The 16,677-nt window shown below is 70.5% G+C and carries 16 protein-coding genes; 7 read left to right on the forward strand and 9 right to left on the reverse strand.

The window, feature by feature from the left end:
* The first annotated feature begins 46 nt into the window (after positions 1-46).
* Positions 47-292, forward strand: a complete 246-nt coding sequence (locus ACGFY9_RS21970) for a hypothetical protein (RefSeq protein ID WP_318020629.1) — start codon at positions 47-49, stop codon at positions 290-292.
* Between the two features lie 3 nt (positions 293-295).
* Entirely contained in the window at positions 296-679 is a 384-nt protein-coding gene (locus tag ACGFY9_RS21975) for a toxin Doc (protein ID WP_393756452.1), read from the forward strand.
* A gap of 87 nt (positions 680-766) precedes the next feature.
* Here ACGFY9_RS21975 and ACGFY9_RS21980 read toward each other — a convergent pair whose 3' ends face one another.
* Positions 767-1,660, reverse strand: a complete 894-nt coding sequence (locus tag ACGFY9_RS21980) for a helix-turn-helix domain-containing protein (protein WP_393756454.1) — start codon at positions 1,658-1,660, stop codon at positions 767-769.
* 142 nt (positions 1,661-1,802) lie between these two features.
* Between ACGFY9_RS21980 and ACGFY9_RS21985 the strand changes: the two genes are divergently transcribed.
* Positions 1,803-2,678 carry an oxidoreductase gene (locus tag ACGFY9_RS21985; RefSeq protein WP_393756456.1) on the forward strand — a complete coding sequence of 292 codons (876 nt, stop codon included), beginning with the start codon at positions 1,803-1,805 and terminating at the stop codon, positions 2,676-2,678.
* Positions 2,679-3,069: 391 nt separating this feature from the next.
* Positions 3,070-4,713, forward strand: coding sequence for an RICIN domain-containing protein (locus ACGFY9_RS21990; RefSeq protein ID WP_393756458.1), 1,644 nt, complete (start codon positions 3,070-3,072; stop codon positions 4,711-4,713).
* Here the strand turns inward: ACGFY9_RS21990 and ACGFY9_RS21995 are convergent.
* The 5 genes from ACGFY9_RS21995 to ACGFY9_RS22015 all read right to left on the reverse strand — a co-directional run bounded on the left by ACGFY9_RS21995 (position 4,706) and on the right by ACGFY9_RS22015 (position 9,491).
* Entirely contained in the window at positions 4,706-5,683 is a 978-nt protein-coding gene (locus ACGFY9_RS21995; protein WP_393756460.1) for a 2-hydroxyacid dehydrogenase, read from the reverse strand. The genes ACGFY9_RS21990 and ACGFY9_RS21995 overlap by 8 nt on opposite strands.
* A 50-nt stretch (positions 5,684-5,733) precedes the next feature.
* Entirely contained in the window at positions 5,734-6,429 is a 696-nt protein-coding gene (locus ACGFY9_RS22000; RefSeq protein ID WP_393756462.1) for an alpha/beta fold hydrolase, read from the reverse strand.
* Positions 6,430-6,475: 46 nt separating this feature from the next.
* Positions 6,476-7,141, reverse strand: coding sequence for a cyclase family protein (locus ACGFY9_RS22005; protein ID WP_393756464.1), 666 nt, complete (start codon positions 7,139-7,141; stop codon positions 6,476-6,478).
* Positions 7,141-8,736 carry a purine-cytosine permease family protein gene (locus tag ACGFY9_RS22010; protein WP_393756466.1) on the reverse strand — a complete coding sequence of 532 codons (1,596 nt, stop codon included), beginning with the start codon at positions 8,734-8,736 and terminating at the stop codon, positions 7,141-7,143. The genes ACGFY9_RS22005 and ACGFY9_RS22010 overlap by 1 nt, the downstream gene beginning before the upstream one ends.
* 203 nt (positions 8,737-8,939) lie before the next feature.
* Positions 8,940-9,491 carry a hypothetical protein gene (locus tag ACGFY9_RS22015; RefSeq protein ID WP_393756468.1) on the reverse strand — a complete coding sequence of 184 codons (552 nt, stop codon included), beginning with the start codon at positions 9,489-9,491 and terminating at the stop codon, positions 8,940-8,942.
* A gap of 359 nt (positions 9,492-9,850) precedes the next feature.
* Between ACGFY9_RS22015 and ACGFY9_RS22020 the strand changes: the two genes are divergently transcribed.
* Positions 9,851-10,288, forward strand: coding sequence for a protease inhibitor (locus tag ACGFY9_RS22020; RefSeq protein WP_393756470.1), 438 nt, complete (start codon positions 9,851-9,853; stop codon positions 10,286-10,288).
* Positions 10,289-10,424: 136 nt separating this feature from the next.
* On the opposite strand, the gene ACGFY9_RS22025 is transcribed toward ACGFY9_RS22020, so the two are convergent.
* The gene (locus tag ACGFY9_RS22025) at positions 10,425-10,805 is read right to left on the reverse strand and encodes an STAS domain-containing protein (protein WP_393756471.1); all 381 of its coding nucleotides are present in this window, start codon (positions 10,803-10,805) and stop codon (positions 10,425-10,427) included.
* A 220-nt stretch (positions 10,806-11,025) separates the two neighbouring features.
* On the reverse strand, positions 11,026-12,528 hold the full coding sequence (locus tag ACGFY9_RS22030) for an MFS transporter (protein ID WP_393756473.1): 1,503 nt from the start codon (positions 12,526-12,528) through the stop codon (positions 11,026-11,028).
* Between the two features lie 419 nt (positions 12,529-12,947).
* Here ACGFY9_RS22030 and ACGFY9_RS22035 point away from each other — a divergent pair, with 419 nt between their 5' ends.
* Both ACGFY9_RS22035 and ACGFY9_RS22040 read left to right on the forward strand, forming a co-directional pair.
* Positions 12,948-13,292, forward strand: coding sequence for an ArsR/SmtB family transcription factor (locus ACGFY9_RS22035; RefSeq protein ID WP_393756475.1), 345 nt, complete (start codon positions 12,948-12,950; stop codon positions 13,290-13,292).
* Between the two features lie 6 nt (positions 13,293-13,298).
* Positions 13,299-13,826, forward strand: a complete 528-nt coding sequence (locus tag ACGFY9_RS22040; RefSeq protein ID WP_393756477.1) for an SRPBCC family protein — start codon at positions 13,299-13,301, stop codon at positions 13,824-13,826.
* Between the two features lie 34 nt (positions 13,827-13,860).
* Here the strand turns inward: ACGFY9_RS22040 and ACGFY9_RS22045 are convergent, their stop codons facing one another.
* Positions 13,861-16,677, reverse strand: coding sequence for an NHLP bacteriocin export ABC transporter permease/ATPase subunit (locus ACGFY9_RS22045; protein ID WP_393756479.1), 2,817 nt, complete (start codon positions 16,675-16,677; stop codon positions 13,861-13,863).

Raw genomic sequence — 16,677 nt, forward strand, 5'->3', positions numbered from 1 at the left:
ACCTGGGGGTATTTACGGTTAAGTACCTGAGCGGTACCGTGTTGGCATGCCAGCTCTCAACGTGGAGTTCAGCGACCGCGAGCTAGAGGACCTGCGGCAGATCGCCAAGGAGCGCGGTACGTCGATGAAGGCTCTGGTGCGTGAGGCGGCCGCGGCCGACATAGCCCGGCACCGGGCGCTGCAGGAGGGCGCCGAGGCCTTCCGCCGGTTCTTCGCCACGCACGCCGACGAGTTCGCCGCCGCGTTCCCCGACGACGAACCGGCGGCCAAGGGCGAGGGGCGGGTCGCCTGACGCATGCCGGTCATCCCCGTCATCCATATCGACGTGCCCTGGCTGCTCCAGCGCCATGAGGAAGTCCTGCCGGATCAGCCCACCATCAACGACTTCTCGGCGTTAGTGGCCGCCGTCGCCCGACACCGCGTCGACCCGCCCCGCCTCGGCATCGACTCCGACCCGGCCTGGCGGGCCACCGCCCTGCTGCACACCCTCGCCCTGCTCAAGCCGCTGCCCTCGGCCAACGCCCGCTTCGCCTGCGCCACGGCCGTCGCCTACATGTTCGTCAGTGGCGTAGGCATCGATCCGCCCTACGGCGCCCTCGTCGACCTCGCCCGCGATCTGATCTCCGGGAAGACGGATGTCTACGGCGCGGCGGACCGGCTGCGTTCCTGGCAGATCTGAGCGACGGTACCGAGCAGCGGGTCCGAGCCGCGGTTCTGAGCAGCGGGCCTGAGCCGCAGCTCGGAAGTGCCAGTCAGCGGTCCTGTGTCAGCGGTCCTCGTCGAGGCGTGCGTTTTCCTCGTGCGACCGCGGGCTCTCCTCGCGCGCGACGCCGTCGGACGCGGCGAGGCTGCCCAGCAACCCCAGCAGTTCCGCGCTCCGGCTCCCCGGCTCGGCGTGGAAGACGACCATGCTCAGCGCGTTCGTGCCCGGGATCTCGAACTTGTTCGACCGGAGTTCGAAGTCGCCGACGAGCGGGTGGGTGAGGAGGCTGGTCCGGCCGAGCATGGGCCGTACCTCGTGGCGGCTCCACAGCAGCCGGAAGCGGTCGCTGCGCACGGACAGTTCGCCCACCAGCTCCACCAGCCGGGGTTCGTCGACGTCGGGGCCGATGTGGCCGCGCAGGGTCGCCACGCCCTCGGCGGTCAACTCCTCCCAGTCGCGGCGCAGTTCACGCTCGGTGGGGTCGAGGAACACCGCCCGCAGCAGGTTCACACCCGGCGTGTAGTTCGGGGACAGCGCCCGGCACAGCGCGTTGGCCGCGAGGCAGTCCGTGAACCGGTTCTGCACATACGCCGGTTGCCCGGACCAGGTGTCGAGCAGTTCGCGGACGCTCGTCGGTACCGCCTCGGGCCGTCTGACCCGTCTGCGGGACACGGCCGGCCGCTCCGGCTGCGCGAGGCTCAGCAGATGGGCGGTCGCGGAGGCGTCCAGGCGCAGCACCCGGGCCAGCGCCTCCAGCACCTGCGCGGACGGGTTGCGGTCGCGGCCCTGCTCCAGCCGCAGGTAGTAGTCGGAGCTGATGCCGGCCAGCAGGGCGACCTCCTCCCGGCGCAACCCCGGCACCCGGCGCAGCCCGCCACCGCTCAGACCCACGTCCTCGGGCCGGACCCGCTCCCGGCGGGCCCGCAGAAACTCCCCGAGCGCGTTCATGCTGTCCACACCCACCACCGTAGGTCCGAATCTTCGGAGGTGCGTGTCCCTGTCACTACCAGGAACATCCGGGTACTGCCTGCTCAGCCGGGACGGGCGCAGAGTCGGTGACAGGAAGCAGCACGTATCACCTACCGAAAGGCGCGCCAACATGGCCGACACCGTCTCCGGCGGCACCCTCACCCTCGCCGAGGGCCTCACCCTCACCCGCATGGGATACGGCGCCATGCAGCTCGCCGGCCCCCACGTCTTCGGCCCGCCGAAGGACCGCACCGAGGCGGTGGCCGTCCTCCGCGAGGCCGTCGAGCGGGGCATCACTCACATCGACACGAGCGATTTCTACGGCCCCGTCGTCGTCAACGAGATCATCCGGGAGGCCCTCCACCCCTACCCGGACGACCTGCGCATCGTGACCAAGGTCGGCGCCCGGCGCGGCCCCGACGGCGGCTGGATCATGTCCCGGCACCCCGAGGACCTCAAGGCGCAGGTGTACGACAACCTCCGCAACCTCGGGCTCGACGCGCTCGACGTGGTGAACCTGCGGGTCGGCACCGGTCACGGCGTCTACGAGGAGTCGATCGGGGAGGAGTTCGGCGCCCTGGCCGAGCTGCGGAAGGCCGGGCTGATCCGGCATCTCGGGGTGAGCACGGTCTCCGCCGCCCAGCTGTCCGAGGCCCAGGCCATCGCGCCGGTCGTCACCGTGCAGAACCTGTACAACCTGGCCAACCGGGAGGACGACGCCCTCGTCGAGCGGTGTGCCGCCGAGAACATCGCGTTCGCGGCCTACTTCCCGCTCGGCGGCTTCACCCCGCTGCAGTCGCGGACCCTGTCCGAGGTGGCCGCGCGGCTGGACGTCTCGGCCCAACAGGTCGCCCTGGCCTGGCTGTTGCAGCGGTCGGCCACCACCGTCCTGATCCCCGGCACCTCGTCCCGTGCCCATCTGCGGGACAACATCGCCGCCGCGGACCTGGTGCTGCCCGCCGACGCGATCGCGGAGCTCGACACCATCGGTGGGACCGGGGCCTGATGGTGGGAGGGCGGGGGTGGGCCGCCCCCGCCCTCGGGGCCGCCGACCGAGGGCGGGAGGAGCAGGGTCGGCGGCCGTTTGGCGCGGGAGAGCCGCCGTCCAGCGCGTGGCCTCCGAGAAGGGCCGAACCCAGTGGACCGCGGTGAGCCGTGTGCCGGGAGCGTGCGTGGCGCACCGGCGTGTGCGCATGGTTCACACGGGGCGCATGGAAAGTCGAAAGCCCGTGCTGGTGAACCGAGTTGTCGCCGCATCTGACTTTCTTTCAATGGTATGGAAGTTACCCAAGTGCCTTGTTGGGCAGGGTGGGTTGTGCAAGGGTGAAACACCCGCGCGGGGGTAATGCCCGGGGCTCATTGACCTGTTGATGAACCGAATCCGAGGAATCCACTCCGTGTCCATCCCGCATCCCCCTCGTCCTCCTTACCCGCCGCCGGACGGCGGGGCCCCCGAGGAATCCGACGAGACCCTGGCCGCCCGGCTGCGGGGCCGTCCGGAGGGCGAGGCCGCTCATTCCGTCGCGCTGCTCATGGCACGGCACTGGCGGCCGGTCGAGGATTACGCGGGCATCTGTCTCGCCGCCGAGGGGTCCGTGCCCGCCATGGCCGCCGCGGCCGCTTTCCACCGGGTGTTCGACCGGCTGACGTTCGGCGAACACGGCGTCGCGCTGCGGCCCCGGCTGCTGCTGACCGTGCGCGACACGATCCGGGAGTGGTCGACGGAAGAACGAATATCCAGTGTTGTTCCCGACCTGGGGAATCCCTCCGGGGGCCGCGCCCTGCGTGCCGCGAAGTCGATGACGGCGGAAAATCGCAAGCTCGCCGAGCGGTCTTTCCAGACGCTTCCGCCGTTCGCCCAGTGTCTGCTGTGGCACACCGAGGTCGAGGCCGAGTCGATAACCGTGCCGGCGGCCCTGCTCGGCATGGATACCGACAACGCGTCGGCCGCTCTCCAGCAGGCGCACGAAAAATTCCGCGAAGGCTGTGTACGCGCCCACCGGGAACTCGCGCCGACCCAGGATTGCCGCTTCTACAACCGCCTCCTCGACGTCCCGATTCGGCGCGGCGGCGGACTGCTTCCGGATGTCCAGCAGCATCTCGCCCAGTGCCGCCACTGCCGTTTCGCCGCCGAACAACTCAGCTATTTCGAAGGCGGGTTGGGTGTCCTCCTCGCCGAGGCCGTGCTCGGCTGGGGCGCCCGCCCCTACCTCGCATCACGGCCCGGCCGCGCCGGCCGCGAGACAGGGACGAGGACCGCCTCCCGGCACGGCGGACACGCCGGCGGCAGCACGGGACGGCACCGGCTGCTGTCCCGGATCCCCGCACCAGGCCGCCGTCTCGTGGACGCGGCCAGGTCGGCCCGGTCGGAACGGTCGCCCCGAACGCTGTTCGTCGGCGCCGGCCTGATCAGTGCCGGGGTCCTCGCGACGGTGTTCGCCGTCGTCCTGTGGCCGGACAACAACGGCGGCACCGCCGGTCCCGTCGCCTCCAGCACCACGAACACCGGCTCCGGACACGTGTCGACCTCGGCACCCGGCACCGCCCGGCTCCCCGGCACACCCCAGCGGACGAGACTGCACAACGCCGCCGCCGACCTGTGCCTCGACATCCGGGGCACCGCGAAGGCCGGCGCCGGCGTCGTCCTGGCGGTCTGTTCGTCGGCCGAGACCCAGGAGTGGTCGTACGACACCGACGGGCTGCTGCGCAGTGTGGCGAGCCCCGGGCTGTGCCTGGACTCGCACGCGGACGCCGGTGTCGTCGTCCTCGGCACCTGCGCCGACGCGAAGTCGAAGCGCGGCAACGATGTCCGCTACGACCTCACCGTGCAGGGCGAGTTGCTGCCCCGCTGGAACGCGGAACTCGCGCTCACCTCCACCACCGAGGACCCCGGCGCCGACATCGTCCTCAAGGTCCGCGACGGCTCCACCGCGCAGCGCTGGCTGACCGACTCGGTGACGGCCAGCCCCGGTTCCCTGTCGATCGCCGGCACGGGAGCCCCGGCACCGCGCCCCGCGAAGATCGCGGACCGGCTCAACTGACCACATCGGAGGGCGACTTGCCGGTCAGGTAACCGGCGGCGTTCTGCACGGCGGCCAGCGCGATCCGAAGCACCGTCTCCCGGGTCACACCTCCGACGTGCGGTGAGAGCACCACGTTCGGGGCCTTGAGCAACCGCAGGGCCGGGGTGGGGGGTTCGGGGTCGAAGACGTCCAGACCGGCACCCGCGAGGGCCCCGGCTTCGAGGGCGTCCGCCAGGGCGTCCTGGTCGATCAGGGCGCCCCGCGCGGTGTTGATCACGAACGCGCTCGGCTTGAGCAGCGCGAGTCGCTCCGCGTTGAGGAGGTGCCGGGTCCCGTCGGTGAGCGGCGCGTGCAGGCTGACGTAGTCGGAGAGGCACAGCAGTTCGTCGAGCGGGACGTGCCGGGCGCCGCCGAGCCGGGCTGCCGTCTCCTCGGGGACGGGGCGTCGGCCGGCGTAGACGACGGTCATGTCGAACGCGGCCGCGCGGCGGGCGACTTGCTGCCCGATGGCGCCCAGTCCCACGATGCCGAGCGTCTTGCCGGACAGCTCGGTCAGGGATCGCTGCAACCGGGGCAGCGCCCAGTCGCCCTCGACGAGTGCGGTGTGCGCGGGGACGAGTTGTTTGGCCAGCGCCAGCATCAGGGCGAAGGTCTGCTCGGCCACGTTCTGCGCCTCGGCACCGCTGGAACCGATGGTGCAGACGACGACCCCTTGGGTGCGCGCGGCGTCCAGGTCGACGTAGTCGAAGCCGTGACTCGCGCACTGCACCAGCTCCAACTCCGGTGCGGCGGCGAGGTGTTCGGCGGTCACCGGGGAGAGCGCGGTGATGACGACGTGCGCCGCGCGCAGAGCCTGCGGGTCCTCGTCGAGCGTCTCGACGACGATGACGTCCACCCCCTCGGGCAGCAGTGTCGCGAGTCCGGCTCCCGCGGTGCGGCCGCCCATGTGGGGTGGGACGACCGCCAGGACGTTCTTCGTGGAGGGCATGCGAAATCCTCGTCGGCGTGGGGGGAGAGAGGCGGGCGTCCGTGCGTGCGTCAGGACCGGGTGGCCGACTCGACGAGTATCCGGGCCAGTTCGCGGGGCTGGGAGAACATCGGCCAGTGGCCCGTGTCCATCCGGACCAGCTCCCAGCGCCCGCTCGCGACCAGTTCGTCCGCCGGGGCCGGCAACTCGTCGCCGTCGAGCAGGCACTTGATGTAGGTGGCCGTGAGATCGGCCAACGGGCGGGTGAGGACCGCCGGTTCGGTGAGCGCGGCACCCGGGTGCGGGGTCCCCTCGGTGACTATGCGGGTGATCTGCTCGTCCGTGAGGCCCTGGCCCGCGTAGTCCGCCGGGTCCAGGGGCGGCCAGTAGCCGCCGTTCTCGTCGAGCGACTTCCTGATGAAGTCGCTCGGGAAGCTGTCCAGGAACGACTCGCCGTCGACCGGCACGTTCGCGTCGACGAACACCACCCGGGCCAGTCTGTCGCCGATCCGCTCGGCTGCCTGGCCCACCGGAACGCCGGCGTAACTGTGCCCGACCAGGACGACGTCCCGGAGATCGAGGCGCTCGACCTCGTCGACGATGTCCTGAACATGGGTCTGCTGCCCGGCTGGAATCCCCCGCTTCTCCGCGAGCCCGGACAAGGTCAGCGCATGCACCTCGTGCCCGGCCCCGCGCAGCTCGGGCACCACCTCGTCCCACGCCCACGCACCGAGCCACGCGCCTGCCACCACCACGAATCGAGTCATGGTCCCAACGTAACCGCCGGGTCTGACAACGACCTTCCCGGAACGATCAGACCGCCCGCGCCACCGCCCGTACCGGCGCACCGTCCGCCCCCGGCAGCCGCAGCGGGAACAGGAAGAGTTCCACGTCCGGGATGCCCACCAGCGGGTCCAGGCCTGTGAGGTTCTCGGCGATCACCCCGCCCGCGCCGCACAGCACACGGTGCGCGGGCAGGCTGAAGCCGGCCGTCACATCGCCGGGTTCGGGCGTCGGATCGACACTCAGCGCGTCGACGGCGACCGTACGGACCCCTGCCGCGACGAGGGCCTCGGCCGCCTCCGGGGTGAGCCACGGGTGGGCGAGGTAGCGGTCGGTGCCCCAGTACGCCGACCAGCCCGTGGCCAGCAGAAGGAGGGACCCGGGCCTCAACTGCCCCAGCGCGGGAGCCAGCAGGTCGGGCGTGATCGGCGCACGGTCCGGCAGCCCCCGTACGTCGGCCGGCACCGCGTGCCCGGCGAAGCGGTCCAACGGCAGTTCGTCGAGGCGGGGCCACGCGTCGTCCACGTGGTACGGGGCGTCGACATGCGTGCCCGACTGCGAACCCATGTGCAGCTGAAGGACGTTGACGCCGTCCCGGGGTGCGCACAGGGCGGGGGAGACCTCGACGGCCGGGTCACCGGGATACACGGGCATCCCGGTGACCACGGGCACCGACAGGTCGATCCAGGCCGACATCAGCCGGCCTCGGCAGCCAGCGCGGGCGCCTTGGACTCCGCACCGGGGCCGGTGATCGGCGGCACCGGCACCTCGACGGTACGGGCCAGCCGCGCGCCCTCCGGCCCGTACGCGGCACGGGGTTCGGGGAACAGCCGGAGCAGGCCCAGGAACAGTACGGCGGCCACCGCCAGCGACAGCGGGAGGCTGATGTCGACGCCGTTCGCCAGGTCGCCGAGCGGTCCGACGAACTGCCCCGGGATGTCGGTGAACAGCACACCGACGACGGCGGCCACCCACCAGGCGGTCATGCCGCGCCAGTTCCAGCCGTGCGCGAACCAGTAACGCCCGCCGCGCTGACGGCGGTTGAAGACCTGGAGCGCGTCCGGGTCGTACCAGCCGCGCCGGGTGTAGAAGCCGAGCATCATCACGACCATCCACGGTGTCGTACAGGTGATGATCATCGTGGCGAAGGTGGAGATCGACTGCACCAGGTCGAGGCCGAAGCGCCCGATGAAGATGAACGCGATCGACAGGACACCGACCAGAAACGTCGCCTGCACCCGCGACAGACGCGGGAACACCGACGAGAAGTCGAGCCCGGTGCCGTAGAGCGAGGTCGTGCCCGTCGACATGCCGCCGATCAGGGCCAGCAGACAGACCGGCAGGAAGAACCAGCTCGGCGAGATCGCGAGGAGTCCGCCCACGAAGTCGGGGGCGGCCGGGTCGACGTACTTGGGTGCCTTCGTGGCGATGATGCTCGCGGTCGCCAGACCGAAGACGAACGGCAGCAGGGTCGCGATCTGGGACAGGAACGCGGCACCGACCACCTTGCGGCGCGGGGTGTCCGCCGGGATGTAGCGCGACCAGTCGCCGAGGAACGCGCCGAAGGACACCGGGTTGGACAGCACGATCAGGGCCGCGCCGATGAACGACGGCCAGAACAGCGACTGGGTCGCCGCGTCCGCCGAGGACGTGAAGACACCGGCGTACGACGGGTCGAAGTCACCGGCGAAGGCGATCGCGCCGAGCAGGAACAGGACCGTCGCGGACAGTACGGCGATCTTGTTGATGAACAGCATGAACCGGAAGCCGTAGACGCAGACCGCGAGGACCAGGACCGCGAACAGCGCGTACGCGACGACGTAGGAGAGCGTGCTCTGCTCCAGGCCGAACAGCCGGTGCGCGCCGCCGACCAGAGCGTCGCCGGAGCTCCACACCGAGATGGAGAAGAACGCGACGGCCGTGAGCAGGGACAGGAACGAGCCGACGACCCGGCCGTGCACGCCCAGGTGCGCGGAGGAGGCGACCGCGTTGTTGGTGCCGTTGACCGGGCCGAACACCGCCATCGGGCACAGGATCAGCGCGCCGACGACGACTCCCAGGAGCGTGGCCGCGAGGCCCTGCCAGAAGGAGAGGCCGAACAGGATCGGGAAGGCACCCAGCACGCAGGTGGAGAAGGTGTTGGCACCGCCGAACGCGACCCGGAACAGGTCGAGCGGGGTGGCGGTGCGGTCCGCGTCGGGGATGCGCTCGACGCCGTAGGTCTCGACCTCGGTCAGTGACTGGCTCGGCGTGGCGGGGGAGGGGTCGGGCTGCGAAGACGAGGGGGACAAGGGGGCTCCAGCGGGGGACGGCGGTGGAGCGCGTTGTGGCGCGGTGGCGGAGTGGACGGCCGTTCACGCGCGCGGGGTGGGCGGGGTGAACGGATGCCGTCCTCAGGGGGTCTGCCGACGTTATGGCCGGCCGTGACACCCGCACCAGAGGACGGTTCATCCATCTTCCGTGCCGTGGGTGGAGGAATCATCCACCGCTGTTCCTATGCGCTGTCGCCCGGGGCGTCCTCCGGTTCGGCGTCTGGGCCCTGGGCGCGGACCCGCTGGACGTGTTCGAGGGAGTCGCGCAGTTCGCTGAGCCAGTCGTCGGTGTGGCGCTGGACGAGGCGGACGCACCAGGCCAGCGCGTCGCTGCGGCTGCGGGCCACGCCGGCGGCGATGAGGGTGTCGAGGACCTGGCGCTCGGGCTGGCGAAGCCGGGTCATGACGGGCGCGGCGATGTGCGTGAACAGGGAGCGTTCCCCGTCGCACTCCACACCCCACGAGACCTTCCTGCGGAACCGGTGCTCGGCCTCGCGGGCGAGGGCGATCCGGGTCTCCCGGGTGCGCTCGCGGAACTCCTGCACCCGGCCCTGCACGGCCGCCTCCTTCTCGGCGTCCGAGACGCCCTCGGCGAGCTTGGGCGCGGGGATGCGGCCGATCACGGTGACCTCCTCGCGATCGACCGTGACCTCGACCAGCTCCTCGAACAGGTCGTCGGGCAGACGGCCGGTGAACCAGCCGCGAAGCTTCTCCTGCTGTTCTGTCGTAATCATGTAATGACCATTACTCGCGAGCGGAGAGAACGCAAGGGACTGCGGCGGAGTGCGCCGAGAGCTGAAGCGGAATGTTTCGGGACTGTTTCAGGACGATTGGCGAGCACGGGTAAACCGGCCATCCGACCTGATCCGACGATCAAGAAGCCCATGGTTACGGGGTTCGCGCGTTCGAATTCTGTGACTTCACGCCACTGATTCAACACGCAAGGTTACTGAAACCTGTGGGTGGGATGTGAGTTTCCGCGACGGACTCGGCAGAGTGGCGCCCGCCGGTCCGGCACCGACCGAGCGGGACCGGCACCTCCTCGAACCGATCGCTTCCCGAACGGTTCGTATCGAGCGGAAGGATGCACACCATGCGGAACACCGCGCGCTGGGCAGCGACCCTGGGTCTGACGGCCACCGCCGTCTGCGGACCCCTGACCGGGTCCGCCCTCGCCGCCCACGGAGCCGGCCCGGCCGCGCTCTACGCCCCCTCGGCCCTGGTGCTCACCATGGGCCACGGCAATGGCTCCGCCCTCGCCACACCGGAACGCGCGGTGACCCTCACCTGCGCGCCCACCGCCTCCGGCACCCACCCGGCCGCCGCCGAGGCCTGCGCCGAACTGCGCGGCATCGGGGGCGACTTCGACGCCCTCACGGCCCGGGACGACGTGCTCTGCAACAAGCTCTACCGTCCCGTCGTCGTCACGGTCGACGGAGTCTGGCAGGGCAGACGCGTCTCCTACGAGCGCGTCTTCTCCAACGAGTGCGTGAAGGACTCCTACGGATACGGAGGCGTCTTCACGTTCTGAGAGACCGGGACCGCACGGTCTCCGTGAGCACCAGGGAGGGTCCGTAGCTGGGGAGTGCGTGCCCCTGTCGCGGAGCACTGCGGTCCCGCAACCAGGGGCCGGCCGGGCGGTGTGGGGTCGCCCGTGCCGGCCCCTGTCATCGTTCCCGGCGCTCGGCCTGCGCGGGCAGCACGCGTAGCGGCGGAAAGCGGCCGAGCAGTCCCGAGGCGCGCAACAGCCGGTCGATGCGCGGCCCGTCGGACACCACGCGCAGCCGCCCGCCGCGTTCCCTGGCCCGCCGCTCGGCCCGGCACAGCGCCCGCAGCCCCGAGCAGTCGAAGAACTCGACCGGCCGGAGATCCACCAGTACGTCGGGCTCGTCGACCGAGGTCGCGGCGTCCAGATGTTCCACGACGAAGCCGGCTGTCGCCATGTCGATCTCGCCCGAGACCTCGACCACCGTGAAGGGACCCCTGGACCGCGTACGGGCACAGGAGTTGGCCGCGGGACTGTCGCGTTCGTCCGCTTGCGCTGTCATGGCCGCTCCACCTCGGCACGGGACGCATTGGGTCTCGGTAGTTACCCCGGAGGAGCCCCGGGCATCCCCGACACGCCGTCCGCAAGATCTGGTTCACTCGACATGGTGAACTTCGGTCGGAAAGGTTGACTTTCTGTCAACAGGGGAGTGAAGAGGGGCCGCCGTCTCCCTGCGGACGGCGGCCCCTCGGTCTGTGCGGCTCAGGCTCGGGCGGAGCCGGTCACATGTGGACGACCGGTGCGGCGTCCGCCTCCTGCTGTGGAACCCCGCGACGGTAGAGCGCCAACGCGATCAGCGTGCCCGCGGCGAAGAAGCCCGCCGACCACCAGAACGCGGTGGTGTAGCTCTCGATCGTCGCCTGCGCCTGGACCAGCTTGCTGCGCGCGTCCTTCCCGGCCAGGTAGTCGGTCGCGGCGCTCGCGGCCAGCGTGTTCAGCAGCGCCGTACCGATCGAACCGCCCACCTGCTGCATGGCGTTGACCGTCGCCGAGGCGACACCGGCGTCCTCGGCGGCCACACCGCCGGTGGCGAGCTGCATCGCCGGCGGCATCACCATGCCGAGACCAGCGCCGATCACGATCAGCTGCGGCAGGACATGGGTCACGTAGGAGGAGCTGGTCCCGATGTCGGTCAGCCAGGCCATGCCGACCATGGCGATGGCGAAGCCCAGCGGAATGATGACCTTCGGGCCGAGCCGCGGCACGAGCATCGTGGTGCCGATCTGCGCCATGACCATCAGGGCGCCGATCATCGGCAGGAACGCGACACCGGTCTTGGTCGGGCTGAAGCCGAGGTTCAGCTGCAGGTAGTAGGTGAGGAAGAGGAACACGCCGAACATGCCCGCCCCGGTGATCAGCACGGCGAGGAACGAGGCGCCCCGGTTGCGGTCGAGCAGGATGCGCAGCGGCAGCAGCGGGTGCGCGGCACGGGTCTGCCACCAGGCGAAGGCGGCGAGCAGCAGACCGCCCGCGATCAGGAAGCCCCAGGTCTGCGGCGAACTCCAGTCGTGAGTCTCGGCGTTGGAGAAGCCGTAGACGACGGAGAACAGGCCACCGGCGACCAGCACCGTGCCCGGCACGTCCAGCTTGGAGCCCGCGGCGTCACGGTGGTTGCTGAGCAGGACCCAGCCCCCCGCGAAGGCGACGAAGGCGATGGCGACGTTCACGTAGAGCGTCCAGCGCCAGTCGAAGGCGTCGGTCAGCACACCGCCGAGCAGCAGGCCCACCGCACCGCCGGCGCCGGCGATGGCGCCGTAGACGCTGAAGGCCCGGGCGCGTTCACGGGCGTCCGTGAACGTCGTGTTGAGCAGGGAGAGCGCGGCCGGTGCGAGCAGCGCGCCCGCGACGCCCTGGAGGGCGCGTGCGGTGACCAGCATCTCGAAGCTGGTGGCGGCGCCGCCGAGCGCGGAGGCGGCGGCGAATCCGACGACACCGGCGAGGAAGGCGGTCTTGCGGCCGAACAGGTCGGCGATGCGGCCGCCGAGCAGCAGCAGGGAGGCGAACGCCAGGGCGTACGCGGTGACGATCCACTGCCGGTTGCCGTCGGAGAAGCCGAGGTCCTTCTGGGCCGACGGCAGGGCGATGTTCACGATGGTGGCGTCGAGGACCACCATCAACTGCGCGACGGCGACGATCGCGAGGATCCACCACCGCTTGGAGGAGGGCGCGGACTGCGCCTCCCCGGCACCCGACCGGGTGTCTTCGGTCAATGTCTTCTGGGACATCGGGAACCACTCCAGGGAAGTCGTTCGGGGTTTACCAAAACGTAAACGAAACGGTTTCGTACACATCGGAGACTAGACCACTTTCTGCGAAACGGCAACGTTTCGCAGAGGGTGGGGAGCGGTCACACGCAGTGGCGTGTTCGAGGTCGATGGAGCCGGCCTGTACTGCGAGGTACGCGGCACCGGCCCGGCGCTGTCGATGATCGGCGGGGCCGGGGGGAGACCCGGCTACTACGACGGCATCGCCGAGATCCTTTCCGACGCATTCATGGTGATCTCGTACGACCGACGCGGCAACTCGCGGAGTACCGGCAGGTCGCGGGCGCCGATGGAACTCGCCGTGCGGGCGGTCGACGCGTTCCGGGTTCCTGGTGCTGTATTCCTTGACTGGAATATAACTGGCGAGGCATATTGGGGTCATGTCCGACGCCTCGCTCTGGACCGCCCTCGCCGATCCCCACCGGCGAGCCATCGTCGGCCTGCTCCTGGAGCGGCCCCGGCCCGTCGGCGAGATCGTGGAGGCATGCGGTCTGAGCCAGCCCAGCACGTCGAAGCACCTGCGGGTGCTGCGGGACGCGGGCCTGGTCCGGGTACGGCAGGACGCGCAACGCCGTGTCTACGCCCTCGATCCGGCTCCGATCGCCGAACTCGACGCGTGGCTCGCCCCCTACCGCGAGCTGTGGAACCGCAGCCTGGACAGGTTGGGCCAACGCCTCGACGAGACCTCGGACGACGACACCTCACAACCCACCCCCAAGGACTGATCCGCCATGTCCGTCGACCTCACCGGCACGTATCTGACCCTGGACGACGGCCGCCCCGCCGTCCGTTTCAGCCGCACCTACGACCAACCCCTCGACCGGGTCTGGCAGTTCGTGACCGACCCCGACGAACTCGCCCAGTGGTTCCCCTCACGCGCCGAGTTCGACCTGCGCCCCGGCGGGACGGTCACCTTCAGCGGCGACCCCAACATGCCCGAGTCGACCGGCCGGGTCATCGCCGTCGACGCGCCCCGGCACCTGTCCTTCGAATGGAGCGGCGACGAGCTGCACTTCGACCTGGAAGAGACCGAGGAGAAGCGCACCCGCTTCACGCTCACCAACGTTCTGAGCGCGGCGGACACCGCGTCCCGGAACGGCGCCGGCTGGGAGGTCTGCCTGGCCGCACTGGACGCGAAGGCCCGCGGCGAGCGCGTCGAGGGGCCGCACACCGGTGCCGGTGCGCCGTGGAAGGCGTTCTACGAGGGCTACTTGGCGGCCGGGGTGCCCTCCGGCGCGGTCGTGCCGGGCCTGGACTGATCCGTGCCGGGCCTGGAGCGCCTGGATTGACCCGTCACGCCATCTGCCGCCGCACCAGCTCGTGCAGTCGCCCGCCCGTGTCCGCCAACAGCTGTGCGGGCGGCCCCTGTTGGGCGACCTTACCGTCCTCCATGACGATCACGCGGTCGGCGTCGAGCACGGTCGACAGGCGGTGCGCGATGACGATCCGGGTCGCGTTGAGGGCCTTCGTGCTCTCGATCACCGTGCGCTGGGTCTCGTTGTCCAGCGCGCTGGTCGCCTCGTCGAAGAAGAGGATGCGCGGTCGGCGGATCAAAGCCTGGGCGATCATGAGGCGTTGACGCTGACCGCCCGACACCGCGCCGCTGCCGGAGACGATGGTGTGCAGGCCCATCGGCATGCGCTTGATGTCCTCGGCGAGCCCCGCCATCTCCGCCGCCGCCATCGCCTCCTCCGGCGTGAACGGCTCGGTGCCGCAGATGACGTCCAGGATGGAACCGGTGAACGGCTGCGCGTGCTGGAGCACCACCCCGCACTGCCGACGCACCGCCGACTGGTCGAGGGCGCCCAGGTCCTGGCCGTCGTAGAGCACGCTGCCGGAGACCGGTTTGTCGAAGCCGATGAGGAGGCGCAGCAGGGTGGACTTGCCGCAGCCGCTGGGACCGACGATCGCCACGAACTCACCCGCGCGGACAGTGAAGGACACGTCGTCGAGGACCAGGGGGCCGTCGTCGGCGTAGCGGAAGGAGACCCGGCGGGCCTCGATCGCGCCGGACAGCCGACCGGGGCGGGTGCTCGCGGTGCGGACCTCCGGGGCCGCGTCCAGGACCGGCCTGATCTCCTCGAAGAGGGGGAGGGCGGACACCGCCGAGACGAAGGCGCCGGTGAGGCTGGTGACGGAGGTCAGCAGCATCGTCACCGAGGTGTTGAAGCTGAGGAAGGAGGCCGCCGACATCGAGCCGCGTGCCGGACCCGCGAGGATCATGAACATCAGCAGGGTGCAGACCGGCAGATACACCGCGCCCATCACCGTGGTGAGGTTCTTGATCCGGCCGACCTTCTGCTGGAGTTCGCGGCTGCGGGCGAACTCCGAGGCCCAGGCGGCGTAGGCGTAGTTCTCGGCCGCCGCGACGCGGAGTTTCGGCAGGCCGCGCAGGGTCTGGAACGCCTGGTTGTTCAGCTTGTTGCTGAGGACGACCAGCTTGCGCTGCCAGCGCACCTGCCACAGTCCGAGGCTCAGAAAAATGGCCGCGATCACGACGAGCATGCCGATCGCGGCGAGCGCCATCGCGGGGTTGTACCAGAACAGCAGCCCGAGGTTCATCACGCCGACCGTCACCGACTGGGCGACCACCGGTCCAACTCCCGCCAGCAGACGGCGGATCGAGCTGATGCCCATCGCCGCGCTGGCCAGCTCGCCCGTCGAGCGTTCGGTGAAGAACTTCGTCGGCAACCTCAACAGGCGGTCCCAGACCGCCGGTTGGAGCGTCGCCTCGATACGGCCCTCCAGGCGGAGGATCGTGAGGTTCTCCAGCAGCATGAAGGCCGCCGCCACCACACTCGTGATCATCACGGCCAGACAGACCTGGACGATCAGGTTCGTCTGCGCCTTCGGCACGAACTCGCCGAGCACCTTGCCCGTCGCGATCGGCACCAGCGCGCCGATGGCGACCGTCACCAGCCCGCTGATCAGCAGGTTCGTCAGGTCGCTGCCGGTACCCTGCATGGAGAAGCGCAGCAACCCGAACGGGCTGAGCCGCCGCTCCGGCAGCGGACGGTAGAACATCACCGCGCGCGGCTCGAACTCCTCCGCGTTCGCCTTCTCGATCGGCGTCTCGCGCCCGGTCGCCGGATGGACGGCGACATAGCCACCGCGCCGCCACAGCAGCGCGACCGGCGCCCCCGACAACGCCCGATGACCCACCAGCGGGCCGACGTTGTCACGCCACCAGCGCCCGTCGAGCCGTACGGCCCGCACCCGGACCCGGGAGGCGAGGGCGATGCGCTCGACCGGGTCGAGGCGGTCGCTCTCGCTGCCGCTCTGCGCGGGCTCGGCGAGGGTGAGGCCGGCCGCCTCGGCGACCAACTTGCAGGCCGCGTACGACGCGTCGGCATCGGCGGCCGTCGCGCGCCGGGCCGAGGACTTGCCGATCGACGCCAGCAGAGTCCGGTCGGCCTGTGCGCGCACCGCCTCACCAGCCTTGATCCCGGCGGCGGTTCGCGTCTCGTGGGTGCGCTCCAGCTGCTCGATCCACTTGTCCAGCGTGGACAGCAGCCGGTACTGCTGGTTGACCATGTCCTGCCAGACGGCCGGATCCATCAGCAGATCGGCCGCCGCGTCCGCGCCGTACATCGACCCGTACTGCACGCTGCCCGGCGGGACCTGCATCCAGAAGACGTCGTCGTCGGTGGGCGCGGCGGCCCGCTCGGTGGCCATCGGGGCCTGGAAGAGGATGGAGAGCCCGCGGCCGACGCCGAGGGCGAGGGCGTATTCGAGCGGGCTCGAAGTCGGGGGCACGTACTGGGGGTTGCCGTACTCGTCGTACGACCAGGTCTGGGTGTTCGCGGGCTGATACAGCTCGCGCAGGTTGATGCGGCGCACCACGCAGTCCCGCAACGGGCGGGCCACCAGGGTGTGTTGGGGCCCGGTGACCGGACCGAGCAGCAGCGAGCCCGCCTCCAGCCGGCCGAGGTGGTGCCAGTGCCCCTGCTGTACGGCGTCCACCGCGAACAGGTCGATGGCGCCTGACGCGACCAGCCACAGCACCTGCGGGCCTTCGAGGTCGAGGCGGTTGAACCCGGCGCAGTCGATCGGTGTGCCCAGGTTTCCCAGCGCGCCGAGGACCAGGTCGCCCTCGTGAACGGACGTCAT

Source organism: Streptomyces sp. NPDC048504, from assembly GCF_043200035.1.
Taxonomy (GTDB): Bacteria; Actinomycetota; Actinomycetes; order Streptomycetales; family Streptomycetaceae; genus Streptomyces.

Excerpts from the sequence above, each read along its gene's own strand:
- ACGFY9_RS21970 (WP_318020629.1), top strand. The coding sequence starts at position 47 with ATGCCAGCTCTCAACGTGGAGTTCAGCGACCGCGAGCTAGAGGACCTG.
- ACGFY9_RS21975 (WP_393756452.1), top strand. The coding sequence starts at position 296 with ATGCCGGTCATCCCCGTCATCCATATCGACGTGCCCTGGCTGCTCCAG.
- ACGFY9_RS21985 (WP_393756456.1), top strand. The coding sequence starts at position 1,803 with ATGGCCGACACCGTCTCCGGCGGCACCCTCACCCTCGCCGAGGGCCTC.
- ACGFY9_RS21995 (WP_393756460.1), bottom strand. The coding sequence starts at position 5,683 with ATGCCCTCCACGAAGAACGTCCTGGCGGTCGTCCCACCCCACATGGGC.
- ACGFY9_RS22000 (WP_393756462.1), bottom strand. The coding sequence starts at position 6,429 with ATGACTCGATTCGTGGTGGTGGCAGGCGCGTGGCTCGGTGCGTGGGCG.
- ACGFY9_RS22005 (WP_393756464.1), bottom strand. The coding sequence starts at position 7,141 with ATGTCGGCCTGGATCGACCTGTCGGTGCCCGTGGTCACCGGGATGCCC.
- ACGFY9_RS22015 (WP_393756468.1), bottom strand. The coding sequence starts at position 9,491 with ATGATTACGACAGAACAGCAGGAGAAGCTTCGCGGCTGGTTCACCGGC.
- ACGFY9_RS22020 (WP_393756470.1), top strand. The coding sequence starts at position 9,851 with ATGCGGAACACCGCGCGCTGGGCAGCGACCCTGGGTCTGACGGCCACC.
- ACGFY9_RS22025 (WP_393756471.1), bottom strand. The coding sequence starts at position 10,805 with ATGACAGCGCAAGCGGACGAACGCGACAGTCCCGCGGCCAACTCCTGT.
- ACGFY9_RS22030 (WP_393756473.1), bottom strand. The coding sequence starts at position 12,528 with ATGTCCCAGAAGACATTGACCGAAGACACCCGGTCGGGTGCCGGGGAG.
- ACGFY9_RS22035 (WP_393756475.1), top strand. The coding sequence starts at position 12,948 with ATGTCCGACGCCTCGCTCTGGACCGCCCTCGCCGATCCCCACCGGCGA.
- ACGFY9_RS22040 (WP_393756477.1), top strand. The coding sequence starts at position 13,299 with ATGTCCGTCGACCTCACCGGCACGTATCTGACCCTGGACGACGGCCGC.
- ACGFY9_RS22045 (WP_393756479.1), bottom strand. The coding sequence starts at position 16,677 with ATGACGTCCGTTCACGAGGGCGACCTGGTCCTCGGCGCGCTGGGAAAC.